Origin of the sequence: Legionella sainthelensi (assembly GCF_900637685.1) — a bacterium.
Taxonomy (GTDB): domain Bacteria; phylum Pseudomonadota; class Gammaproteobacteria; order Legionellales; family Legionellaceae; genus Legionella; species Legionella sainthelensi.
Window position 1 is genome coordinate 364297 of sequence record NZ_LR134388.1, and the last position, 22873, is coordinate 387169.

Below are 22873 nucleotides of genomic sequence, written 5' to 3' on the forward strand. Positions count from 1 at the left end.
AGCAACACTTGAATAAAAGTAGGGGATGAGTTTAAGTACGTGTAGTCTAGAAAGCCGTAAGTCTGGCAGCAGAACAATAGGAATCTGTTTTTCTTAAGTTGGTCGCATTATGTGTTTAGGTAGTTAGTATTAGACGCGGTCGTTAATGAAGGAGTTATTGTTGGTATTCTTTTGCACCAGCAATAATTAATTTATATACGCGTTCACTAATAATACCTTGTTCGAATTTAGCTTTTGCATCCCAAGTCATCAGCTGGCCTTTTTGACGAACTAGTTTACGCGTGGCAGATGTGACATCATTCGGATCCCCTTCAAGCAAAATATCGCGCACTTCTTCATCAAATACTAAATATTCTCGTAAGGCAACTCTCTTGTCATCCACAGTAGGCACTAATTTTTGCCATATACATAATCTTATTGTTTCTAAGATATCGATTGTTCTACCAAGACGCTCTTCACCAGAGAATGAGGTGACGAGTCGACGCATGGTTTCTGCGACTCCTGAAGTATGTAAAGTTGTATACACAGGATGTCCAGTAAGCGCTGCTTCTAAGGCGGCGCTGATCGTTTCTGCATCCCGACACTCTCCTACCATGATTAAGCGAGGCTTTCTACGCAATGCATTGCGTACACCATCCGCAAAACTGGGTAAGTGTCTTGGAATTTCGGATTGACTCACTACGGAGGATATTGTTTCGATTTCATCATAGACGAATTCAATAGGAGACTCATAGGTCAATACTTTACGATGAGAGTCTTCAAACTCGATTAGCTGTCGAATAATTGAGGCTAATAATGTTGATTTACCTGAACCTGTCGCTCCGGTGATAAATACAATTCCTTCTTGAGGCGCAATTGCTTGAAGAACATTTTCTGGCAGATGCATCGATTCTAATCTTGGGGGCGTAGTTGGAATGGTTCTTAAAGTGATTTGGATTGCATCATGTCCTTCTACCAAACAGGCAGTCCCATTCACCCTATAACGATATCTAACACCTCGATTAGGGCGGAATTCATAGTGTGTATCTATATCCTTACCTGAAAGAAGCTGAGTCGTCGCATTGGGTCCATAAATGGCATTAATTAAATCGCCAAGTTCTGTGTTTGATAAACGTCGATTAGTAATGCGGAGTAATTTACCATAAACCTCCGCATAAATGGGTTCACCCGTTTGAATCGTAATGTCCGAAGCATTCAATCGTTCAGTATGCTCCAACATTCTATCCATAAATAATGGAGTGAAACGAGTAGGCTCATCAGGCATTAAATGAATATTGTTACTCATATGTTTTCATTAGTGAATGTTATTTTTGTCATTTACTGGGGCAATCATAGGTTGCCACGACTTATCTGTTATTATAATTTTAGACCGATTTGCTAATTTTTCCATGTTTTTGAAGTGTTCTAGAGCATTTTCGTCTTTAGAAACAGCTGCTCGCCATTGTTCACTATTTACATTAAGTGCGGGTAATGCAGTTATTCTTAATACTCTATCATCAATATGAATTTCTGATGCATCACCTGTTACTCCTAAATCCGTATGAGAAACATATGGAGGAGAGACCATATTCATTGCTAATAATTTCCTATATAAAATCATCCCGCCAAAATCTTCTTTAATTCGTGCTATGTTTTCCTCAAGGATAGTATTGGCCTGATCCACCCCTTGTCTCCAACCCTTAGCAGCATAAATGCACCATATTTTCTTTTCGACTTTTGTTTTGGGAAGTAAAGTATAGTTGGGATATTCTGGTTTTACATAGTCCAACCATAAATATTGGCGCCAAGTAGGGGGGGTAGTTACAAAATGGGCTTGCTTTGCAACTTTATAAGTACGATCAGAAATACGGATGGTCTGAGTATCGGCAAGATTAAGCGTATTTCTTCCTTCCAATAAGACTGGAGGTAAAATGTTATGTTCTAATGTTAGTGAATTAAAATCGTAAATAGCGTCCAGTCTTCGAGATTGTCTAATAAGGTGTTCATCAATAACTTTCGCTCTCCATGCTAAGCCTCCTTGTGCTCCAAGGCTTAATGCAGTTTCTTTAATAGCCATTTGGCGAAATTTACCTTTGAGCTTCTTATTTCTCTGGTTTTTATTGACATTAGCCATGGCTTGTATACCAGCCAATGAGCCAGTATCACCCATGTATTTTGAAGAGGTGCATGCCAGCAGCAATGCGGATAATACAACTGTGATACTACGAATAAATTTTGCCATAGCGTAATTCAACTACTTGACTGTTAGGGTAAACGTGAATATCTGCTTTTTTACCAGCTTGGTAATCAATATCACGCAAAATTTCAGCTAAACTTTGATCTTTTATATTTATACTAATTAAAACAGGAATAGATGGTGCTTTTCCTAGTACACGAAATCTGTAATGAGCCGATTTGGAAATACGAGCCGTAAGCTCCTCTATTGGACCTGACCAGTCTACGCTAGCTCTAGCCTGTAGGTTATAGGCATTAGGTATGGTCAGAGTATTGTCTTTATGAGGCGGTATGATCACCTTTTCAACACGTGCCATTTCGTGCATGGAATCACTTACAGATACGGCAGCTTCCGCTAACTTAATTGTGGCATCATCACTAGGATTATTGACAGGTGGCTTTTTAAAAAGCGTACCAGTTGTCTTGCATCCTACAAGCAAGACAGAGGCAATAAACAGCATGAGAAGCTTATTGTTCATTCAATTCTTTAATTGTTTAGAAATCTTCGTTTGATTGAAACAGGAGCTAGCCTCCTTGTCAAGCCTATCGAGGGTGAATTATATGAATTTAAATAGAAACTATCTCAAAACCCATAAAATAAGCAGTTTTCATGACACGTGACTAAGCTTAGAATTATTAGGTAATGAACAATAAAAATTTATAGCTTTTCAAATAATCCGTAAGCTACTTGTCCTGCTTGTTTTAGCTTAACTTGTCGCCAGTAACGTTCATCAAGATGAATCGCAGCCGCTGATTCTAAATACACAAGCCCCCCTGTTTTGATAATCTGGCTATGAGTGATGTCTGCAATACACTGTGGCAGGTAGTCTTTCGCAAAGGGTGGGTCAAGAAAAATAAGGTCAAATTCTTCTTGGCTTTGTTTCAGGTAGGACAGTGCGTCCGCTCTTAATAATTTGAGCTTGGGGCTGTTAAATGCATCAATGACTTTTTGTAGATTTGTAAATGCCTTGGGGGATTGCTCTAGAAAAACAACATGTCCCGCACCTCTTGAAAATGCTTCCAAGCCCAGGGCTCCGCTGCCTGCAAAAGCATCCAGGCAGCGCGCTTCTCTAATATCGTGCATTAGCCAGTTAAATAATGTTTCACGCACTCTATCCGGGGTAGGGCGTAATCCTTCTTCATCTGGAAAGCACAGCTTTTTCCCTCGATAAATTCCACCAATAATGCGCACGCTCTGTTTCATGATTGCCCTACGGTGATGAGTAAAAATTTATCAGGATGAACTTGCTTTTTAAAGGCTTCCTTTACTTGCTCGCTGGTGACTGAATTAATACGAGCTGTGTAATTATCCAGAAAATCATCCGGTAAATGGTAAAACGCCATGCGTAATAAAATAGTGGCGATACTCCTGTTCCCGGATAAAGAAAGTGGAAAACTCCCTGTGAGGTATTGTTTGGCTGCTTCCATTTCTTCACTGCTAGGGCCATCATTGATGTAGCTATCTAAAGTTTTTTGAATAATCTCCAGGGAGTTTTTGGTTTGTTGATTTTTGGTAGAGTAGCTAATTAGAAATGGTCCTATTCCTGGCATGGGTATAAACTGACTATCAATTCCGTAAGTTAAGCCGCGCTTTTCTCGGATTTCAATAGCGAGTCGAGAAACTAAAAGCCCTCCGCCTAAAATATAATTTCCAACTATGAGAGGAAAATAATTCGGGTTGTGGTGATCAATACCGATTTGACCAAGCCTGATGATCGTTTGTGATGATGGAAATGGGATATTGATTGCTTGAGCCTGAGTCAGTTGCTGTGCTTTGGGGATTGCTGGGGCGGGTTGACCTTTGGGAAGTTCTTGCGTCAATTGATCTGCAAGTTGATGAGCAGTTTGACTTGTAATGGCGCCTACCATGACTAAAACAGCATTGCTACCTACATAGTAGCGCTTATAAAACTCTATAAGCTGGTTTTTATCGATTGCTTTAACAGTTTCAGAGGTTCCATTGACTGAGTGTGCATAGGGGTGTTGCTGATATAATGTTTTGAAAAAATTAAGATTTGCCACCTCTTCTGGTGACTCTTGGCGTTGTTCAATAGCCAGTAACTGTTGTTTTTTTTCTCTGCTGAACGCTTCATCAGGAAAGTCTGGATGATTGATAATCTGCGTAAAAGTGGTACTGGCTTGCATAAGCTGATCTTTGCTGACTAGGGTTTTAAGATGTAAAACAGCCATATCTCTATTAATTTCAACATGATATTGAGCTCCAGTATCCGCTAAAGTTTCAGCAATGGTAGTTGCCTCCTTCCCTGCGTTTCCTTGATTCATCATCTGGCTCGTCAATGCAGCTAATCCATATTGAGGGCCGTCATTTGCAGATCCTGCAGCAAAAGCTAAGCTGATATCCAACATGGGCACTTCCATCGCCTGGTAGAAAACCACTTGGACTCCATTTTTAGTTTTCCACTTCTCTGTTTTAAACGTATTAGCTGTCACTGTGTGTGACAAACTAATCATTAATGCCATAATGCATGCGCTAAAAATTCTCATGGTGTTACCTTGTGTTTTTGAGGTTCTAATATTGCAATTGTTTTATTTTTTCTTGAAAATAATGCTGTGCAGTTTGCTGAATCTGTTCTGGAGTAACCGCTTCAATTGCGTTGGTGTATTCCCCTGCTTTCTGCCAACCTAAACCGATTGTTTCTAAAAGACCTATTTCTGAGGCTTGTCCGAAAATTGAATCTTTTTCAAACGTTTTTTGCGCAATAATCTGATTTTTAATTCGTTGCAATTCTTCTTGATTCACTGGCTTTTTCTTCAGATCATCCAATTCATTAAGGAATGCTTTTTGCAAGTCGCTTACTTTATAATTTTGACTTGGGGTGCCATAGATAATAAATTGCGTTTGGTATCGTGTATAAGGGTTATAATAGGTATCTGCTCCGGCAGCAATATGATTGCCGCGAATTAGGTTTTTAGCAAAGCGAGAGCTTTCACCAGCATCTAATATTCCAGCAATTATTTCTAATGCATAAGGTTCATATGCTTTATGCGCTGTACTTGTACTTGGAACAGAATAGCCAAGCATCAGCAAAGGTAATTTCGCTGATGCCTGAACATGAACGCTTTTTTTACCTAGCATAGGAGGTTCTTTTTGCACTTTTCGTTCAGGAATAGCTTTTCGAGGCAATGCACCAAAATAGTTTTCAGCTAAAACACGAACTTGTTCTGGATTAACATCACCCACCACAACTAAAGTAGCATTATTAGGAGCATAGTATTTTTTGTACCATTCTCTTACATCTTCAACATTCATCTGTTTTAGATCACTCATCCAACCTATAACAGGATGATGATATGGGGCACTGAAATGAGCAGTTGCAAGAAAGCGCTCAAAGGCTAAGGCTTGCGGATTATCATCAGTACGCATGCGTCGTTCTTCTTGGATTACTTTAATTTCTTTAGCAAATTCATTTGTATCAAGAGTTAAATGATTCATCCGATCTGCTTCTAACTCAAAGCTAGTAGCGAGTTTCGAGGCATCTACTTTTTCAAAAAAAGCAGTGTAATCATTGTTGGTAAAGGCGTTGGCTTGTCCTCCAATTGATGCAATCGTCTTGGAAAAGATGCCTAAGGGGTATTTTTCTGTTCCTTTGAACATCATATGTTCTATAGCATGAGAAACACCTGTAATTCCACCGGGTTCATCGGCAGAACCTACTTTGTACCAAATCATTGATACGGCAATAGGAGCCCTGTGATCTTCTTTGACCAATATTTTTAATCCATTATTCAAGATAAACTCTTGAACTTGGCTAAAGGTCTGGCAAGATAGTACCATGAGTAGCGTAAAGAGTATTTTGCGCACAACTTAACCTCAAAGTAAAAAAGATGATAGAATTTCACATTTTTTAGGATTTGTACACTATATGATTAAATGGTTCAAACGCAGTCACACTCCTACCTCTTCAGAAGCTGATGAGTCCCAGCACAAAGAAGAGCTATTACCGCAAGCCCCTGTGAAGGAGGTGGAGGAAGAGCAAGAGCCTGTAAAAGAAGGATTTTTTGCTCGGTTTAGGAAAAGTTTAAGTAAAACGCGTCATCAGTTAGGTGATGGTATTGGCCGGTTATTGTTAGGAAAAAAAGAAATCAGCCAAGATTTGCTGGATGAGCTAGAAACTCTTTTAATCAGTGCTGATTTGGGTATAGAAACCACACAAATGGTATTAAAGCAATTGGCAGAAGGATTAGCACGCAAGCAATTATCTGACGGTGATGCGGTTTATGACGCACTTAAATCTCATTTACAAGCGATTTTAAATCAAAAAAAACAATTGCTCACTTTAGAAACGGAAGATCATTCTCCTTTTGTTATTTTAATGGTTGGCGTGAATGGAGCTGGCAAAACAACTACCATAGGAAAATTAGCAAAACAATTTCAACAGCAGGGTAAAAAAGTGATGTTAGCTGCGGGAGATACCTTTAGAGCTGCCGCGGTAGAACAATTACTTGTTTGGGGGGAGCGAAATGATATTCCTGTTATTGCCCAACATACAGGGGCTGATAGTGCGTCAGTCATTTTTGATGCGCTGCAGGCCGCTAAAGCGCGAAAAATAGATGTATTAATTGCAGATACGGCAGGACGATTACATACTCAAAGCAATTTAATGGAAGAATTGAAAAAAGTAAAAAGGGTATTACAAAAACTTTGCCCTGAAGCGCCTCATGAAACAATGTTGATATTAGATGCAACTATAGGGCAAAATGCATTAGTTCAGGCAAAGCAATTTAATGACGCGGTTGGATTAACGGGCATTACCATGACCAAGTTGGACGGTACAGCTAAAGGCGGAATTTTGTTTGCTATTGCTAATGAACTAGGGATACCCTTTCGTTATATAGGGATTGGTGAGGGAATAGAAGATCTTCAACCCTTCGATGCTGCGCAATTTGTTGGTGCATTATTTAATGATCACATTTGACCAAGTCAGTAAACGTTATCCAGGTGGTTTTGAAGCTTTAAGCCAAGTTAACTTTACCTTACATAAAGGGGAGATGATTTTTCTCACTGGGCATTCAGGAGCAGGAAAAAGTACGTTGCTTAAACTGATCGCTCTATTGGAAAGGCCCACTTCTGGCCAATTAACAATGAATGGCATACGTTTGAATCATTTAAAAAAACGCGAGGTAGCTGCTCATCGCAGTCAATTAGGGATTACTTTTCAATCACCCTATTTACTCAATGATCGGACTGTTTTTGATAATGTAGCTTTGCCTTTGCAAATTCAAGGCATGGCTTCTCCTATGATAGTCAAAAGAGTACACGCAGCCCTAGATATGGTGGGTCTACTTAGCAAGGAAAAAATGCTGCCTATTCACTTATCTGGCGGAGAACAACAACGTGTGGGTATTGCCCGTGCTGTAGTTCATAAGCCGGCATTATTATTAGCTGATGAACCTACTGGAAATCTTGATCCTAAACTTTCAGCAGAAATTATGTTGATTTTTGAACAATTTAATCAAGTGGGAGTGAGTATCTTAATTGCTACCCATGATTTGGCATTAATTGCCGGCATGAAACATCAAATTGTGATGCTTAAAGGAGGCCGGATATGTTAAAGCGAATGAGAACAATCCTCGCTTATCATCTGCAAGCGGCAATACAAAGTTTAAATTTATTATGTCGTAGACCTATAGCGACCTTGATGACATCTATTGTGATTGCTATTACCTTAGCTTTACCTGCTCTTTTTTGGATCATTTCCGATAACTTAGCTCATCTAACAGCAAACTGGCAGCGTGGCGGCCATATTTCCCTTTATTTAAAACCTGGTTTATCTGAAGCAGAGCAACAAACTGTAGTCCAGGAAGTGCGTAAAACGGTAGGAGTAGCACAAGTAACCTTAAAATCTTCCGCAGAAGGGTTGTCGGAATTGACACGACAAGAAGGGATGCAGGATATTATGCGCTATCTCCCTGAAAATCCTCTACCTGCAGTGATCGATGTGATACCTGATTTGGTGGCTAACTCCCCCGCTAACTTGGACTTATTGGCACGACAGTTGCAAACGATAACCCAAGTTGAACATGCAAAAGTTGATATGGAGTGGATAAGCCGTTTACATGCGCTTTTGAGCTTTGCTGCTACATTTGCTGATTCATTACTTGCCTTATTGGCAATGGCTGTAATTGTGATCGTTGGTACCACCTTACGTTTGGCGATTCATAGTCGACAAGAAGAAATTCAGGTTTTAAAGCTAATCGGTGCCCAGGATCCTTTCATCCTGAGACCTTTTTTATATTCTGGAATCTGGTATGGAGCAATCGGCGCTATTTTTGCCATTTTTTTAGTTAATATTTTTATCTTCAGTTTAGGTGCTGCTCTTAATCAATTGGCAGTCGTTTATCAAATGCACTATCCGCTAGCAGGACTGTCAATGCGTCAGATCTTGCTACTTGTTTTATTTGCAATTATACTAGGGTGGATGGGGGCAAGATTGTCAGTGAAGCGACAGTTGGCCTCCATAGAACCTCAAATATGAGTTCTTTTATAAACTTGTTTTACAGCGAAATTTTAGAGGAAGAAGCATGAGCCAATATTTGCAACTTACCGGAATAAATTTACCTGTGGGCAGTATTGATGCGTATATTCACAGGGTCAATCAAATTCCTATGCTCTCTTTAGAGGAAGAAATTGCTTGTGCTGAGCGTTTTCATTCTGAAGGGGATTTAGAGGCCGCAAGACGCTTAGTGCTTGCTCACTTGCGTTATGTTGTGCGGGTCGCTCGTGGTTATTTAGGATATGGTCTACCTTTGAATGATCTCATTCAAGAAGGTAATGTTGGCCTGATGAAGGCGGTAAAACGTTTCGACCCTAAGATGGGTGTACGCCTCGTTTCTTTTGCAGTGCATTGGATTAAAGCAGAAATCCATGAGTTTGTTTTACGCAATTGGCGTATTGTTAAAATCGCTACAACTAAAGCACAGCGTAAGCTATTTTTTAATCTTCGCCAAATGAAAAACCGCTTAGGCTGGATGAGCCATGAAGAGGTGACTGCTGTAGCGAATGATCTAGGCGTAAGTCGTGAAGATGTGCTTGTTATGGAGCAACGCTTGAATGCAATGGACACCCCTTACGATGCTCCAGATGCAGATGATCATGATGATTTTTATACAGCTCCTGAACGTTATTTATTTAATGCAAATGAGGATCCTTCTGTATTATTGGAAAATGATAGCGTCAGTGATCTGGGGCGCGAAAAGTTGATGTTTGCATTGGAACAATTAGATGAGCGCAGTCAGGATATTTTGCAGCAACGTTGGTTGTCAGAAGACAAATTGACTTTACATGATTTAGCTAAAAAATACGGTGTATCTGCTGAACGTGTTCGACAATTAGAAAAGAATGCTATGAAAAAACTGAAGCAGTATATGGAAAATTAGCGTTTCAGTAATTCGTAAGCGCTCAGTTACACTGGTGTTGGCATAATGAATCGACCCTTATTCCTTTGTCCCGCGGTTCGCACGCGGGATCGAGAAATCCCTCGTCACTATTATCCCGCAGACAAGCCGCGATATGTCGATTAAGGGTACGTTCTTAAGTCAATGGCACAGAGGTCTTTCTAAAAAATCACAAACGAGTTGTTCCACGCGCTTATCCACTAATACACTGATATGATTAGCCTCTGGAAGTAAGCATAGTTTGGCATCAGGATACTTCTCACAGAACTCTATAGACTCTTTGATGCTGATCGTTTTATCGAGTTCCCCATGGATACACAAAAAAGGAATATGAGGCTTTTGCGAAATAAAATGGTTTAATCGTATCAGCTTTAGATCAAATTGTGCCTGTTGACGCATAACTTGTCTTAGTTGAAGATATCCATGTCCACTCAGCTTAAATTTTTTGGCGATGCGGTTTACAGGACTTCGCATTTGCGTTGGTGATGCAATTAAAATGGCACATTCGGGTTTGTATTTTAATTGCCAATCGGGAAGTTGGCCTGACACATTCAAGGTGTTAAGTAACATGGAACCACCGAACGAATGTCCTATAACAGCATAAAACGGCCCATATTGATTAATCGTATCTCTCAAAATGGCTACGGCATCTGTCCATGGCAACTGCAAGCCTTTAGCCTCCCCATGCGCAGGAAAATCAAGAGCGTATACTTCATATCCTTGTTGATATAACGAGTCGATTAAGCGAGCCATGTAAGCTGCGCGTGATATCCATCCATGAGCAATCAATACTTTTCTGTTGTTTGTCTCTCTTTGAGGCTCAAAGCGATGTAATACATAATGGCGTGGAAACTCTTGATGAATAACTTCCGTACGTTTCCCCTCAATAAACTCACACGCGCGTTTGGCAAAATCTCTATAAGGTTTTTCCAAAGGAAGAAAAATAGGTGTAATAAACGCTTGATAACACAATTGGGCATGTAATAAATCTCGTACATGGGTTAATGATGAAGTGATCATGATTAATTCCCCGTTAGATTTTATTTTAATTGTAGTCGAAAATGGGAAGTAGCTTATAATCCTGAAACAAATATTCATGCTTTATCTCAGAACGGCGTTTCATATAAACTACACTCTCTTTAAACTAAAAATACGTTAAATTTATTCTGCATTAATAGCTATCGGATTTTTAACAGAATAGCTATTCTTATGATGAACTTACGATCTACTATTTAGTTTTATTTATTTCGTCTTACTTCAGTGGAGCTGGATATGCATACTTCAAATCATATTTATCGCGATGGGGAACAGGAACTTCTGGGATTTTTAGCATATGATCGATCTATTGTTGGGACTCGGCCTGCAGTATTAGTTGTCCACGATTGGTCTGGTCGTAACGAATTCGCCTGCGATAAAGCAAAAATGCTGGCAGAGATGGGCTATATTGGTTTTGCAGTAGATATGTATGGTCAAGGAAAACTTGGCACTACTGTAGAAGAAAAACAAGCCTTAATGAGTCCTTTAATGTCACAACAATCTTTGTTGCGTCAGCGAATCAAGGCCGGTTTAGCTGCTGTTTGTTGTGTCCCTAAAGTGGATAGTAAACAAGTGGCAATAATAGGTTTTTGTTTTGGGGGGTTATGCGCGCTTGAATTGGCACGTTCTGGAGCGGATCTTAAGGGCGCGGTGAGTTTTCATGGGTTATTACATAAACCAGGGACTCTTAAATCAGAGCCCATTAAAGCGAAGATTTTAGCGTTACATGGTTATGATGATCCTATGGTCCAGCCTGAACAGGTACACGCATTTTGCACCGAGATGACGGAGGCCAATGTGGATTGGCAAATGCATATGTATGGACATGTCCAGCACGCATTTACTAATCCAAATGCACATGATACCCAACTAGGCACTATTTATAATGAAGTTGCCGCGCAGCGTTCTTGGCAAGCCATGAGCCAATTTTTGCAAGAAATTTTTGCTAAATAGTGTGGATTCGACAGCAAAGGCATGAAATCTCTTTGCTGTCGCTAACAAGAACGGTATCGAACATTATTAAAAAATTATTATAATAGGGTCGATTGTCATGTGACAAAGAATTATAATCCGCAAAAACAATTTTGCTTCTGTGCGTTTCTGTATGTCTTAATACTTCTGTAAGTCTTAATACTATTGATACAAATTATAGAGATTGGAATATGTTTTTGTGTGCTTCATGCAATTCAAACAAACATTAAAACCAAGGAACTATAAAAAATGACGCAATAAATAGGAGCAGCCCTTTTGAGTTTTTCATCCGGTTATAACACTATGCAATTGCATCATTTTTTTGAACGTTCCGTTGATCATTATTCGAGTAACATTGCTTTAATTTGTGATAATGCTTTTATTTCTTATCAAGAATTAGAATGTCGTGCAAATCAATTGGCTCATTTTTTGTATGAGAAAAAATAACCCAAGGGAATGTTGTTGGGCTCCTATTAGAGCGATCTGTAGACTGCTATATTGCCATCTTAGCTATTTTAAAAGTAGGGGCAGTGTATGTTCCTATCGAAGTGGATTATCCTGACGAACGAATTAACTATATTCTCTCTGATTTGGCATTTGGTGCTGTTTTAACAACATCGCTGCAAGTAGCAAATAAAAATTTGGTTTGGCCGGTTTGTTATACGCTTGATACGCTTAGTGAGGAAATCTCGAAACAACCTACAACACGCTTAAATCTCCATGGTGAACGAAGTGCTGATGATTTGTGTTACATCATTTATACCTCAGGCTCTACTGGAAAACCAAAAGGGGTAGAAATTACCCAACGTAGTATTTGTCATTACGTCCAAGTTGCGAGTGAACTTTACAATATGGACAGCAACGACCGTGTGTATCAAGGTTTTTCTTTGGCTTTTGATGCCTCTTTAGAAGAATTTTGGATGGCTTTTGCCAATGGTGCTGCTCTGGTTGCATGCACTACAAAAGAAATCCGCGCTGGGTTGGGTTTGATTTCCTTTTTAGAACAACATAGGGTTAGTGTTTTTTCAACGGTACCTACTTTATTAGCTACATTAGAAGAACAACTACCAAGTTTACGGCTGTTAATCTTAGGTGGGGAAACTTGTCCTGCAAGTTTGGTCAAACGCTGGAGTAGAGATGGGTTGCGGATCGTTAATACCTACGGACCTACTGAAGCCACAGTGATTGCTACTTATGCTGAATGTCATCCTGAAAAGGAAATTACCATAGGCAGACCTTTACCTGGCTATGAAGTACTTATTTTGGATGAGCAATTACAGGAAGTAGAGACTGGCGTGGAAGGCGAGTTATGCATTGCTGGAGTTGCTTTGGCTCGTGGTTATGTCAACCGACCTGAGAATACAGCAGAAAAATTTGTGTTGAATCCAAAAAATAAAGCACAACGCTTGTACCGAACAGGTGATCTGGTCTCAAAAACAGTTCAGGGTGAGTTACGTTTTGCTGGGCGCGTAGATGATCAAGTCAAGTTGCGTGGATTTCGTATTGAATTAAATGAAATTGAAGCAGTCATTATGAGCTATGCTGGAATTAAACAAGCAGTAGTCTCTTTGCAAATAATAGAACAGCCTACTTTAGTTGCTTATTTAATCCTTGATAAAAATTCGCGATTTGATGCCAATAAGCTCAAGGCTTTTTTAAGATCTTGTCTCCCTGATTACATGATTCCATCAATAATCGAAATTTTAGAAACCTTTCCGGTTTTGGCAAGTGGCAAAGTAAATAAAAAAGCGTTGCCAAAACCGGTACAACTGAAAACCGAAAAATTAAAAAATACACCTAGTTCTCCACTTGCCAAAGAAATTGCACTGGTATGGGAAGATGCCTTAAACTGCTCGAATATTTCAATCGATGATGATTTTTTCTATGATTTAGGTGGACATTCGCTTTATGCAGCTAAAGTCATCTCTAATTTGCGCAAAATATCTACTTTACAAAATATATCAATTTTGGATTTATACAAAAATCCTACAATTAGGCAGCTAGAACAGAAATTTAAGGATGAGGTAACGAATCATTCAAATTCCAATAAAAAACATAAAATTAATGAAAAGTACAAGGCTCCGGCGTGGAACTATTATTTGTGTGGATTGGGGCAAGTTTTTGGTTGTTTCTTGCAATATGGTTTAGGGACTTTGCAATTATTAGCAGTGATTCTGTGTTATAGTTGGGTTAGTTCTAAATATTCAATTATTTCAAAAGAGTCAGAACTTCTATTTTTCGCTTTATTTTTAGCGATGCCCTTTCTTTCTTTATTCATAACCATAGGCTTGAAATGGCTGTTATTAGGGCAAGTAAAACCAGGAAAATATCCCTTATGGGGTTGGTTTTATTTCCGTTGGTGGTTAGTACGACGATTGCAACATAATTTGTTTCTACCCAAATTTTTAGTGGGCTCCTCTTTAATTAATATCTATTATCGATTATTAGGCGCTAAAATAGGAAAAAATTGTTATATAGGATCTATGTACGTGGGGACTCCTGATTTACTCAGCGTAGGAGAGAATACATCGATAGGTAGTGATAGTAAATTAAATGGTTATATAGTCGAAGATGGTTGGTTAAAAATAGGAACCATCGCTATAGGTGATCGTTGCTACGTGGGCCCGCGTTCGGTAATTGGAATCAATACAACAATTGAAAGTGATGCTGTTTTGGATGATATGTCGATGCTCCCTGATCGGGGAGTACTCCCGCAAAAGTCTTATTTTTCAGGATCACCAGCAGTATCTAGTGCGATTCCTGCCGATCATATTACCCAACGCAAAGTGAAGGTTGCAGCGCCAACTCTGATGAATGATATCCTTTTTGGCCTTCTTCATTATTTAGGCATAGTCTTTGCTATCATGGTGTATTATTTGTGTCTTATCCCCTCAATTTCATTCATTAGCTATTATTATGATCAGGGGCATTATTTTACCACCATATTTTTTGCTATCCCTTTAGGAAGTATCTTATTTTTAAGCGCTTATTATCTTTGTACCCTAATGTGTAAGAAGATTATTTTGCATAAGGTAAAGCCAGGACATTATCCTTTAAAAAGTTTGTATTATCTCCGCCATTGGACGTTTATGAAAATTTTCGATGTGAATGAAATACACGTTTTGGCAGACTCTTTGTATCTACCGGTCCTTTTGCGGTTGCTTGGAGCAAAATTGGGCAAAAATGTGGAAATGGGGGAAACTCCTCATCTTGTGCCAGATCTTCTTACCATTAAGGATGGGGGCTTTACCGCCAGTTCGGTAGCTTTAGCTTGGCCTAATGTCTACAACGGTTTTATTTCTTTTGCTCCAGTTTCTATTGGACAGGAAGCGTTTGTGGGGAATGTCAGCTTGTTGCCTGCTGGTCAATCAATTGGTAATGGTGCATTGTTAGGGTGTCTTTCTGTGCTTCCTCCTGGTGAGCAAGCAAAAGAACCTCATTCTTCCTGGTTGGGCTCTCCTGCTGTTTTTTTGCCTCGGCGGGAAATAGTGGTTGGATTTTCAGAGGAAGAGAGATTTAATCCTCCCCTCAAGCTTTATTGTCTGCGCTTGTTTATTGAGTTTATCAGAATTATTTTACCAACAGCATTTTCACTGATTATTTTATTCAATTTATTGTATGTTATAGATTACATGCTTATTGCTCACTCCTGGTTGGTTACGGCACTGGTATTACCTCCAGCCGAGTTATTTTTATTGCCAGTCTGATTAGTCTCTTAATTGGTTTGAAGTGGATGATGTTGGGTAAATTAAAGCCCCTGACTAAGCCTTTGTGGGATCCTTTTATTTGGAAAAATGATGTAATCGAATATTCGTATAGCTATTTTATTAACCCACACTTTACTGAAAAAGTGTTAGGGACTCCTTTTGCGCTTTGTGTTGAACGTTGCTTTGGAACTAAAGCAGGCAAACGAGTTTATGTGGGTACGGAAGGATTTGCAGAATTTGATTTAATTACTATTGGTGATGATGTATGCATTAATGACGGAGCAAGAATACAAACTCATCTTTATGAAGATCGCGTATTTAAAGTCTCTCATTTAACAATTAACTCTGGATGTAACGTAGGAGCCGACTCCATCATTCTTTATAATACACTAATGGAGGAGAATTCTACATTAGGAAGTCTTTCTTTATTGATGAAAGGTGAGCGTTTACCTCAAAATACCCATTGGGCTGGCATTCCTGCACAATCTACTGTATCACGCTTCTCAAATCAGCAATCTAGGGTGCCGCCTGTAGTAAAAGAAAGAGAAGAAACAATTCCAGAATTAGCATAGATACTGAATAGAGCGTCATCCCCTAAGCTTTAGGCAAGACGTGAGGATGGTGAGATCTAAATACCTGATTTATCGAGCGAGCTTGCTCTGATGGATAAAACTAAGTGGATGGTGTTATAGAATGTAAATTTTGAAGAAGAAACTTCAATAATTTAAGGCCAATGTCCTGGACACTGGAGTGTTAACGTTATTATTTTAATGAATTTTTATGATTCAATAGACTTTTTTCTCATAATGAAGCACCATAAAGATCAGCAATAAAGATACAGGTTGAACTTACGGGAGTAAAATCAGAGATTAAGGACAATGGACTTTATTAAATTACTAAAAAAAAATTCCTTTATTTATTCAATCGCTTCCATTTTGAAGTTTTGTTGATTTTATTTATTTATTCAAGTGCCAGTCTCGCTGAGTTCTCTTCACACTATAACTTGGCCTTCTATTATGGATCTCATCCGCCTTTGGCCAAATTAAGGCTTTTTAAAAATGTGGTTATTGAACCTGGTAGTGGTTTAGATCCTCAGTTGCTAGAAATGGGGGGGCGAAACGTTTATGCCTATGCTTCACTCGGAGAAGCGATAAGTTTGAATCAGTATGAAAAGCCTATTGATAAAAGTTGGGTCATTGCGAAAAACAAAAATTGGCAGTCTTTGGTTTTAGATCAGTCAAATCCAGCTTGGCAGGCATTTTTTATTAATCAAATAATTACTCCTCTTTGGGAAAAGGGGTATCGAGGATTTTTTCTAGATACGCTGGATTCTTATCGAATAGCATCAGAAGACCCTCAAAAAATGAAAAAGCAACAAGAAGGGATTATCACTACTATTCGAGCAATTAAATCCAAATATCCCAATGCGAGGCTTATAGTAAATCGTGGCTTTGAAGTGTTACCCGAAATTAAATCTTTAGTAGATCAAGTTGTCGCTGAATCTTTATTTAATGGCTGGGATAACCTAACAAAAAAATATTTTCAGGTTCCTGAAAAGAACAGAGAAAACCTGTTAAAAGAGCTTGATGCAGTTAAGAAAATGGGAGTTCCTGTTACTGTTGTTGATTACTTACCCCCTAATGAAGAAGATCAAGCAAAAGCAGCTGCTAAGAGAATCGCTGATTTAGGATTTAATCCTTGGATTACGGATGGCGCTCTTAATCAGATTTATTTATTTGATTTCGAGCCATTACCCCGCAAGATATTATTATTTTATCAAGGAACAACAAATAATGTGGATGGGAAGATAGGCTCTTATCTTTCGTTTGCGGTAAGTATGCCTCTGAATTACATGGGATATGTGACTGAATTACGTAATATTGCAGATCCTTTACCCCACAATCTTTCTGCAAAAGATTATGCAGGCATCGTGGTAGCACCAGGAGGGAATTTACTTGGAAGACAGATGGAATTGACTAATTGGTACAAGGATTTGTTAAAGAAAAAAATACCTGTGGTCATTTTAAACAGCTTCGGTTTTCCTCCAAAAGATCAACATGTAAAAATGTTTGGTTTATCTGTAATGGAAACTTACAACCCTATGCCGGCAAATGAGGTAAAAATTATATATAAAGCCCCTATAATGGGTTATGAAATTGCTCCTGTAGTTACTGGAGATGATTTCTTATCATTGCGTGTTTTAAACGGAAAGAGTCTACTCAAGGCAGAAGACGATATGGGTAACGTTTTTGATGTCGCTGCGATTACTCCGTGGGGTGGATATTATTTAACTAATAACATGTTACTCCAAAATATTGGGGATTATTTTCTGTGGACTATTGATCCGTTCAAGTTTTTTAGACAAGCATTGAAACTTCCCGAACGGCCAACCCCGGATCTTACCTCAGAAAATGGTAATCGATTAATGATGGTGCATATTGATGGTGATGGTTTTGCTAACCGAGGTGAATGGTATAATGCCCCTTATACGGGAGAAATATTGAGTAAAGAGTTTTTAAAACGATATATTATTCCTACAACGGTATCCATTATCCAAGGAGAAATTGCACCCAATGGACTTCATCCTCAATTATCAGCACAGTTAGAAAAAATTGCGCGAAAAATTTTTGCTCTTCCGAATGTTGAAATAGCAAGTCATACCTACAGCCATCCATTTACTTGGTCCAAAGCTGAGAAATATAAAGGAACAAAGCCTAATCCTTATACAATAAAAATTCCTAATTATAAATTTAATGTATATACAGAAATCGTGGGCTCGGTCGAATACATCAATAAAAATTTGTCGCCACCAGGAAAAAAATGTAAAGTTTTCCTATGGTCGGGAGAGGGAGACATACCTGAAAAAGCATTAGAATATACTTATCAGTTAGGTTTAGCTAATTTAAACCCGGGAAAATTAATTACAAAATCAAAAAAATCTCTCACACGAGTGTCTGCTTTAGGCCTTTTTGAGGGATCGTATTTTCAAGTATTTGCACCTATAGGTAATGACAATGAAACAATTTCCCTGAATACCAGATTTTATTCTTTAATTAATATTATTCCTGCGCTAAAACTTACCGATCACCCGCGCCGTTTAAAACCGATTGATATTTATTTCCATTTTTATACGCTCCAAAGACCATCCGGCATAAAAGCGTTACATGAAATTTATAAGTGGGCTCTGTCCACTCCAGTAATGAATATTTATGTTTCTGATTATTTTAACAAAATTCAAGATTTTCAAAGTCTAATGATTGCAAAAACTGAAGACGGTTGGTCTTTTATTACTGGTGATTCGTTAAGAGAAATACGAATTCCAGAGTCAATGGGGTATCCTGATCTGATAGGCAGTAGTAATGTTATAGGATACAGCTCTTACAATGACGATCGTTACATTCATTTAGGACCTGGTGGACAATCATTTATCCGTTTTTCTTCTCAACCACCTACACTCCCTTATTTAGTTGATTCTACAGCTAGAGTTACTCGCTTTTTGAGAAAGAAAAATCAAATTGATTTCACCTTAGAGGGATATTTGCCACCAAAATTTACTTTTGCAAATGTGAGCAATTGCGCATTATGGGATGGAAAAAAAATCGTATCTCCTAAATCCCAAAAAGAGGATCAAAAACGTTATGAATTTACCGAAGGTTTGAGATATGAACTCTCCGTTAGATGCCAATAAACGAAAAAAGCCTTTTAGTTGGTGGCAAATGCTGCTTTTTATCTTATTGTTTATTGGTTTTTTGATTTTTCTTTTTCCGCAAAAATTGTTTATGGACACACTGCTCAAAACAGATAAGCCCAGTGCCGTATCTATAAGTTATTTGAAAAATGCAGTAGAAAATAATCCGACGAATGTTGATTTAAGGATGAGTCTTGCTCAACAACAATTCCAAATAGGGCAGGTTGAAGAGGCTAAAAAAACAATTACCCCATATATTAACTATAGGCCTAACACCAATTTTGAATGGCGCGCTCTTTGGTTATATTATGAAATTCTCACTGTTGAAGCATTTCAGTTAAAAGAAAACAATCCACAGCGTAAAGAAAAAGAGATGATGTTACGGTCTCTACAAAATATTCTAATCCATTCACCGCTTTTGACTTCGAAAGAATTGCTAGAGCTTGCTGACAACGCCCTTGCTTTTGAGCGACCAGATTTAGCCGATCTCATATATCAAAAAATCAATCTACAAGGTGAAAATCAATCAGTGGCTTTCTATGCTAAGGCAGGAAAAGTTGCTTTGTATGTTAAAAACTATCAGGGAAGTGCGGATTACTTTCTTATGGCGATGAAAAAAAGCACATCAATAGATGAAAAGAGACTCTATTACACCAAAGCATTGGATAGTTTAAGAGCAGGAGGAACCGAAAGTAAAGCTTTGGAATTCGCCCAAAAAAACATTGATGGATTAGGAAAAGACAAAAATACCTTAATCTACTTAGCTAAATTAGCTCTTGGGGCTGGACAACAAAAAGTTGCAGAGCAATATATTAATCAGCTATTACAACTCAATTTTCGAGGTTCAACAGAATGAGTTGGAAAAAATACCCTACATTCATTTTCCTTCATTCTCTTATTTATTCAGTTGGGACTTACAGCGATGGTTCGCATGAAAATGCCCGATCACATGTCCGATCACATGTGCCATCTATAGATTCTAAAACATTATTTGAATTTGTGCTTCCTCAAAAAGCAGATAGTGAGCAACACTGTGTGCAGATGATTAAATATGAGAAAAATATTTATGAGCTAGCCTATACTGTTTATCTACAAAGCGGAAACGCTCAAAAAGCGTATGCAGTTGCCATGTCGGCAGTAAAGCAAGTACCTCAAAATAAATTGTGGCGAGAGAGGCTTGCAGAAGTCGCGATTTGGAATCAGGAGCCTAATGTTGCTTTGGAGCAGTATGTATATTTATGGAAAAAATTTAATGATAAAAATGCAGAACTCAAAGGAAAAGATCTGGCAAGAAAACTTCATGCAGATAAGATATTATCGGAATTTCTTTTAGCCGATATAAAAGGAGGTAATACATCGAAAGCTAATTGGAATGAATACATTAATGTCTTGTTTCATTTAGGGGAAGTCCCTGAACTTATCGATATTGTTGAAAAAAATAAAAACACGATACCGAAAACCATGTATTTAAATACACTTGCTACAGTTTACCAAATAACAGATGAACCCGGGCAAGAGTTACAGATACTAAAAAAATTAAGCGCTTTGAAGGGCATGCTCCCAGAAATTGCTATAAAAATGGCACAAATTTATGTTAATCAAGGAAATATTTCTGACGCAGAGCGAGTGATGATTCAGGCACGACAAAATCAGTCCCCTAAAAGCTTAAAATTTTGGGATGCCTACAGACAGATCTCGTTCCTGGCTAATAAACCTCAAGATGCCTTATACGCGAGCCAACAATTATTAAAGGACAAAAAAACAAATAGTGACAATTTGACTATCCTTATTGACATTACGAGAAAAAGCAATCCGGATTTAGCGTATCAATATGCCAAACAAGCGATCACACGATACCCTAATAAGTATTATTTTGCTTCAGAATTTTTTTCTTTAATGAATAAACAGCAGAGTATCGATTTTCCAAAATATGAAGCACGATTACCACCATCAATTCTTAATTTGCTACGATACGAAGGCGCTTTTTGGAATGCGAAGGTTATCTATGAAAAGCAATTTGGTAATGAAAATTCCGTTTTGCAAACTTATTTAGAAGCCATGCACTATCTTCCACGAGATCCGGATGTATTTGCTGATTTTTTATATTTCTTAATTGAAACGAATAATATGGTACTTCTTAAGCATGCATTACCTTTATGGCAACACGAGTTGCCTAAGACCCATGCATTATGGGGGCCATATGCACAAGCCTACGCTCGGTTTGATAACCGACTGATGACTCAAGCTGTTCTAAATTTATTTTATGATGAGTTTAAACAGTATGAAAATAATCCTTATTGGCTCATTTTATTTAAAGATGTTCTCGAAAATGCTTTTTATGACACCCAATCGACACAAGTGAGCATCTATGCTTGGCCAATCTATTTGAATTTACTTAAAAATCAAAAAGAACCTCCAATTTATATTCAATTAATTGATTATACCAAATTATCAATGTTGAATGCTTTTGGCGACCCAACTGCTGTAGCATTATCCATGCTGGAAAAATATGAAAATGAAGATGTTGAATTATTGATGCTAACCTGGGCTTTAGGACACAATAATATTGCTTTAGCAGAAGCAATCTACTCACATTATAAAGCTAAAAATATAGAGCCTCCTTTATGGGCACGCTTAAGCATTGCTCTTATTCGGCATGATCATACTGCAATGAGCAAGATATTACGGGATAAAAAAGCGATAATTTCCTATAGAGATCGCACAAAAGCTGCGACCGAAATTGATGCATTACCTTACGCGCAAACATCTGCTTATTTGGCATTAAAACGATACAGAAAAGATCAAGATTTATATGATAATTTTTTTACTCCTTTAATGCTTAATAATTCAGATAACTTATATGTCAGCCAAGAATATTATCAGTATGGAAATGTGGTGGGGCCAAGAACAAACACCTCCTACACTTATTTTTACATGCCTAGCCTAAGCTTAACCCCATATAATTCAATATGGTTTACTCGTAATTTACCAGGTGGAAATACCGTTACAGTGAATCAAAATAATAATATAAGTACGACAAGTAATCAGGTATTAAGAACCGTTCCTAGCAAGGATGAGCGAGCGGGAGTAAAAATAAACACGAAGCAGCGACGAGGGTATTTAGATTTTGATTTAGGTTATCGTGATAATCTGACTTCTTTTTTCACTGCTAAAGTAACAAGATCCTATACTGCCCTAAGCAATTTGGAATTAACCACCACAATAGGCTATCATCAACCTGCGGATGATACTGCAGGTATGCTCGTTGGCGGTACAAAAAACAATGTGAATTTTGATTTTTATTATCGCCTTTTCAAACAAGATTTTATTTCAGGAAATTTAAGGCAAAACTTTTTTTATACACAGGATGGGCAATACCTTGCGAAGGGAACTCAATTTACCCTGCGTCATGAGCATAAACTTTGGAGTTCCTATCCTGATTGGACCCTGGCTCCTTATGGAGTAGTTACTAATTATTACAATAAAACCACCCAATTACTTAGGGGGAATATACTTACACTAGTTCCAGAGAATGTTATACCTGATGTGAACTTTCTAATTCCTGCTAATTTTACCGAATATGGTTTGACTTTTTCATTTGGTGAAAATTACATAGAAAATTATACTCATCGGTGGCGGCCTTTTGCTGCGGCTACTATTTCCCAAAGTTCTGTAGTAGGACTTGGAAAATTATACAATCTGGGCATAGCGGGCATGGTGTTTGGTCGGGATCATTTGGTAATTTATTATGAATGGGGATCGAACCAGGGGCAAGGAATTCAAGTGTCCCAATTAGCAAAAATTAGTTATCAAATATATCTTTAATGCATTTTGCTTCACG

The 22873-nt window shown here is 38.2% G+C and carries 17 protein-coding genes and 1 pseudogene; 11 read left to right on the forward strand and 7 right to left on the reverse strand.

Going from position 1 to position 22873, the window contains the following annotated elements; genetic code table 11:
• Positions 1-154 precede the first annotated feature (154 nt).
• The 6 genes and pseudogenes from dotB to EL220_RS01605 all read right to left on the reverse strand — a co-directional run bounded on the left by dotB (position 155) and on the right by EL220_RS01605 (position 6010).
• Positions 155-1285, reverse strand: coding sequence for a Dot/Icm type IV secretion system ATPase DotB (gene dotB / locus EL220_RS01580; RefSeq protein ID WP_027270901.1), 1131 nt, complete (start codon positions 1283-1285; stop codon positions 155-157).
• 9 nt (positions 1286-1294) lie between these two features.
• Positions 1295-2221, reverse strand: a complete 927-nt coding sequence (locus EL220_RS01585; protein WP_027270902.1) for a type IV secretion system DotC family protein — start codon at positions 2219-2221, stop codon at positions 1295-1297.
• On the reverse strand, positions 2202-2693 hold the full coding sequence (gene dotD / locus EL220_RS01590) for a type IVB secretion system lipoprotein DotD (RefSeq protein WP_027270903.1): 492 nt from the start codon (positions 2691-2693) through the stop codon (positions 2202-2204). Before dotD ends, EL220_RS01585 begins: the two co-directional genes overlap by 20 nt.
• 179 nt (positions 2694-2872) lie before the next feature.
• On the reverse strand, positions 2873-3418 hold the full coding sequence (gene rsmD / locus EL220_RS01595; protein WP_027270904.1) for a 16S rRNA (guanine(966)-N(2))-methyltransferase RsmD: 546 nt from the start codon (positions 3416-3418) through the stop codon (positions 2873-2875).
• Positions 3415-4719, reverse strand: coding sequence for a M16 family metallopeptidase (locus EL220_RS01600; RefSeq protein ID WP_027270905.1), 1305 nt, complete (start codon positions 4717-4719; stop codon positions 3415-3417). Before EL220_RS01600 ends, rsmD begins: the two co-directional genes overlap by 4 nt.
• Positions 4716-6010 (reverse strand): annotated as a pseudogene (locus tag EL220_RS01605) (M16 family metallopeptidase). Before EL220_RS01605 ends, EL220_RS01600 begins: the two are co-directional and overlap by 4 nt.
• Before the next feature lie 88 nt (positions 6011-6098).
• On the opposite strand from EL220_RS01605, the gene ftsY reads away from it, so the two are divergent.
• From ftsY to rpoH, 4 genes are read left to right on the forward strand one after another with little or no spacing between them, the layout of a single operon-like run.
• On the forward strand, positions 6099-7151 hold the full coding sequence (gene ftsY, locus EL220_RS01610; protein WP_027270907.1) for a signal recognition particle-docking protein FtsY: 1053 nt from the start codon (positions 6099-6101) through the stop codon (positions 7149-7151).
• Positions 7138-7788 (forward strand): cell division ATP-binding protein FtsE, encoded by a 651-nt coding sequence (ftsE, locus tag EL220_RS01615; RefSeq protein ID WP_027270908.1) that lies wholly within the window; start codon positions 7138-7140, stop codon positions 7786-7788. The genes ftsY and ftsE overlap by 14 nt, the downstream gene beginning before the upstream one ends.
• A complete protein-coding gene (gene ftsX, locus EL220_RS01620; RefSeq protein ID WP_027270909.1) occupies positions 7782-8711 on the forward strand; it encodes a permease-like cell division protein FtsX in 930 nt (309 codons plus the stop codon). Before ftsE ends, ftsX begins: the two co-directional genes overlap by 7 nt.
• 46 nt (positions 8712-8757) lie before the next feature.
• A complete protein-coding gene (gene rpoH, locus EL220_RS01625; protein WP_027270910.1) occupies positions 8758-9612 on the forward strand; it encodes an RNA polymerase sigma factor RpoH in 855 nt (284 codons plus the stop codon).
• Positions 9613-9771: 159 nt separating this feature from the next.
• Here the strand turns inward: rpoH and EL220_RS01630 are convergent, their stop codons facing one another.
• Entirely contained in the window at positions 9772-10650 is an 879-nt protein-coding gene (locus EL220_RS01630) for an alpha/beta hydrolase (RefSeq protein ID WP_027270911.1), read from the reverse strand.
• 252 nt (positions 10651-10902) lie between these two features.
• Here EL220_RS01630 and EL220_RS01635 point away from each other — a divergent pair, with 252 nt between their 5' ends.
• The 7 genes from EL220_RS01635 (at position 10903) to EL220_RS01655 (ending at position 22857) form a co-directional block, all read left to right on the forward strand.
• The gene (locus EL220_RS01635; protein WP_027270912.1) at positions 10903-11619 is read left to right on the forward strand and encodes a dienelactone hydrolase family protein; all 717 of its coding nucleotides are present in this window, start codon (positions 10903-10905) and stop codon (positions 11617-11619) included.
• Between the two features lie 294 nt (positions 11620-11913).
• On the forward strand, positions 11914-12084 hold the full coding sequence (locus EL220_RS18460; RefSeq protein ID WP_232002575.1) for a hypothetical protein: 171 nt from the start codon (positions 11914-11916) through the stop codon (positions 12082-12084).
• Positions 12085-12140: 56 nt separating this feature from the next.
• A complete protein-coding gene (locus EL220_RS01640) occupies positions 12141-15344 on the forward strand; it encodes a non-ribosomal peptide synthetase (protein ID WP_232002723.1) in 3204 nt (1067 codons plus the stop codon).
• 26 nt (positions 15345-15370) lie between these two features.
• Entirely contained in the window at positions 15371-15916 is a 546-nt protein-coding gene (locus tag EL220_RS18465; RefSeq protein WP_232002576.1) for a hypothetical protein, read from the forward strand.
• Between the two features lie 461 nt (positions 15917-16377).
• Positions 16378-19032 carry a bifunctional glycoside hydrolase 114/ polysaccharide deacetylase family protein gene (locus tag EL220_RS01645; RefSeq protein ID WP_128130805.1) on the forward strand — a complete coding sequence of 885 codons (2655 nt, stop codon included), beginning with the start codon at positions 16378-16380 and terminating at the stop codon, positions 19030-19032.
• Complete coding sequence (locus EL220_RS01650) at positions 19007-19888, forward strand: tetratricopeptide repeat protein (RefSeq protein ID WP_035905996.1); 882 nt, start codon at positions 19007-19009, stop codon at positions 19886-19888. The genes EL220_RS01645 and EL220_RS01650 overlap by 26 nt, the downstream gene beginning before the upstream one ends.
• On the forward strand, positions 19885-22857 hold the full coding sequence (locus tag EL220_RS01655) for a tetratricopeptide repeat protein (RefSeq protein WP_027270913.1): 2973 nt from the start codon (positions 19885-19887) through the stop codon (positions 22855-22857). Before EL220_RS01650 ends, EL220_RS01655 begins: the two co-directional genes overlap by 4 nt.
• The last annotated feature ends 16 nt before the right edge of the window (positions 22858-22873 follow it).

Coding starts and splice junctions, on each gene's coding strand:
- EL220_RS01585 (WP_027270902.1), bottom strand. CDS start 2,221: ATGGCAAAATTTATTCGTAGTATCACAGTTGTATTATCCGCATTGCTG.
- EL220_RS01630 (WP_027270911.1), bottom strand. CDS start 10,650: ATGATCACTTCATCATTAACCCATGTACGAGATTTATTACATGCCCAA.
- EL220_RS18465 (WP_232002576.1), top strand. CDS start 15,371: ATGATGTTGGGTAAATTAAAGCCCCTGACTAAGCCTTTGTGGGATCCT.
- EL220_RS01600 (WP_027270905.1), bottom strand. CDS start 4,719: ATGAGAATTTTTAGCGCATGCATTATGGCATTAATGATTAGTTTGTCA.
- rsmD (WP_027270904.1), bottom strand. CDS start 3,418: ATGAAACAGAGCGTGCGCATTATTGGTGGAATTTATCGAGGGAAAAAG.
- dotB (WP_027270901.1), bottom strand. CDS start 1,285: ATGAGTAACAATATTCATTTAATGCCTGATGAGCCTACTCGTTTCACT.
- dotD (WP_027270903.1), bottom strand. CDS start 2,693: ATGAACAATAAGCTTCTCATGCTGTTTATTGCCTCTGTCTTGCTTGTA.
- rpoH (WP_027270910.1), top strand. CDS start 8,758: ATGAGCCAATATTTGCAACTTACCGGAATAAATTTACCTGTGGGCAGT.
- EL220_RS01655 (WP_027270913.1), top strand. CDS start 19,885: ATGAGTTGGAAAAAATACCCTACATTCATTTTCCTTCATTCTCTTATT.
- ftsE (WP_027270908.1), top strand. CDS start 7,138: ATGATCACATTTGACCAAGTCAGTAAACGTTATCCAGGTGGTTTTGAA.
- EL220_RS01650 (WP_035905996.1), top strand. CDS start 19,007: ATGAACTCTCCGTTAGATGCCAATAAACGAAAAAAGCCTTTTAGTTGG.
- EL220_RS01635 (WP_027270912.1), top strand. CDS start 10,903: ATGCATACTTCAAATCATATTTATCGCGATGGGGAACAGGAACTTCTG.
- ftsX (WP_027270909.1), top strand. CDS start 7,782: ATGTTAAAGCGAATGAGAACAATCCTCGCTTATCATCTGCAAGCGGCA.
- ftsY (WP_027270907.1), top strand. CDS start 6,099: ATGATTAAATGGTTCAAACGCAGTCACACTCCTACCTCTTCAGAAGCT.